This window comes from Aeromonas sp. 2MA4, from assembly GCF_029237305.1.
Taxonomy (GTDB): Bacteria; Pseudomonadota; Gammaproteobacteria; order Enterobacterales; family Aeromonadaceae; genus Aeromonas; species Aeromonas salmonicida.
In genome coordinates this window covers 1-1,324 of sequence record NZ_JAACFY010000042.1, presented here as the reverse complement: position 1 = coordinate 1,324, position 1,324 = coordinate 1, and the positions used below count along the sequence as shown (strand labels likewise).

The 1,324-nt window shown below is 56.3% G+C and carries 1 protein-coding gene; it reads right to left on the bottom strand.

Going from position 1 to position 1,324, the window contains the following annotated elements:
* Nucleotides 1-51 precede the first annotated feature (51 nt).
* A protein-coding gene (locus GWQ31_RS21660) for an IS3 family transposase (RefSeq protein WP_275910250.1) occupies nucleotides 52-1,271 on the bottom strand; the annotation gives its coding sequence in 2 pieces (ribosomal slippage) (nucleotides 52-923 and nucleotides 923-1,271; 1,221 coding nt in all).
* Between the last annotated feature and the right edge of the window lie 53 nt (nucleotides 1,272-1,324).

Genomic DNA, 1,324 nt, shown 5'->3' with positions numbered 1-1,324 from the left:
CATGTCTAGTCCTGAAATAGGTTTACACATTTTCAACTAGCATTTCTCTACTCAGAACCCCCTATGTACCGCATCGGGGGTTCTGTATTTCAACGCATGATGCGGCCGCTCCGCGTTGTAAATATCCACCGCCTCACGCACCATTTCCCGCGCTTGCGTCAAATCCTGCGGGCTTTGCAACAATAACTCTCCTTTCAAAATCCCGTTCACCCGCTCCGCCAACGCATTCTGGTAACAGTCATACCCATCCGTCATCGAGCATTTCACCCCGTACCGTTCATGTAATGACTGATACAGACCAGAGCAATACTGCACGCCGCGGTCCGAGTGATGGATTAGCTCCCCGCTGCCACGTCGTTGCTTCAGCGCTTTCTTGAACGCCATCGCCACCGACTCGGCATGCATTCCTTCGTGCACGTGATGGCCCACTATCTTGCGTGAGTACGCATCCGTCACCAGGCTCAGGTACAGCGGTCCGCTTCTGGCTGGCAGATAGGTGATATCTGCGACCCAGACCTGCTCCGGGGCCACCGGCGTGACCTGCTCTGGCCCCGACTTGAGCAAGTTGGGATGACGGTAGAAACGGTGAAAACTGTGGGTGGTCTTGTGATACGCCCGTCTGGGTGGCACCAGCAGGCGGTGCTCGGTCAATATCCGAAACAGCCTGTCCCGCCCTACCTTGAGCCCGCCATCATCCTGACCCTGGAGCAGATAATGCAGCTTGCGAGTGCCCACCCGCGGTTGTCGCAGTCGAACCTGACGCACGAAGCGCACCACCTGCAATCCCTGTGCATGGCGCTCGTCGGCGACCCGATTGCGCTTGTAGTAAGCCTGCCGGCTTATCCCCAGAAACAGGCAAGCCCTGACAATGGTCAGCCTCTCGACTTGCCGCTGCGAGAGGACTTGCCGGGTCGCTTTTTTACGATGGAGACGCCGTATTCATTCTTCAGTACATCGACGACGGCCTCAAAGAACTGGGCCTTCTGACTCATCAGCGCCAGCTGTTGCTCGAGTTCCTTGATGCGCTGTTCGGGTGTCTGGTTGTCGGGGTCAGGCATGGTGATGCTCCTGCCGGCACGCACAGAAGCCCCCTGGCTCCAATCTTGCCGACCATGTTTACGCAACCATACCAGAACAGTGGAGCGGCCCTGAATGCCATAACGCACCTGAGCCTGTTTGTAGGTGAGCTCGCCTTTTTCAATCTGCTCGACCAGTGCCAGTTTAAAAGTCAGCGAGTAATCGCGCTGTGTCCGTTTCACACCTTGTCCCATCGGGTTCTCCATTTATTGGGAGGAAAGGTGTAAACCATATTCAGGACGGGACA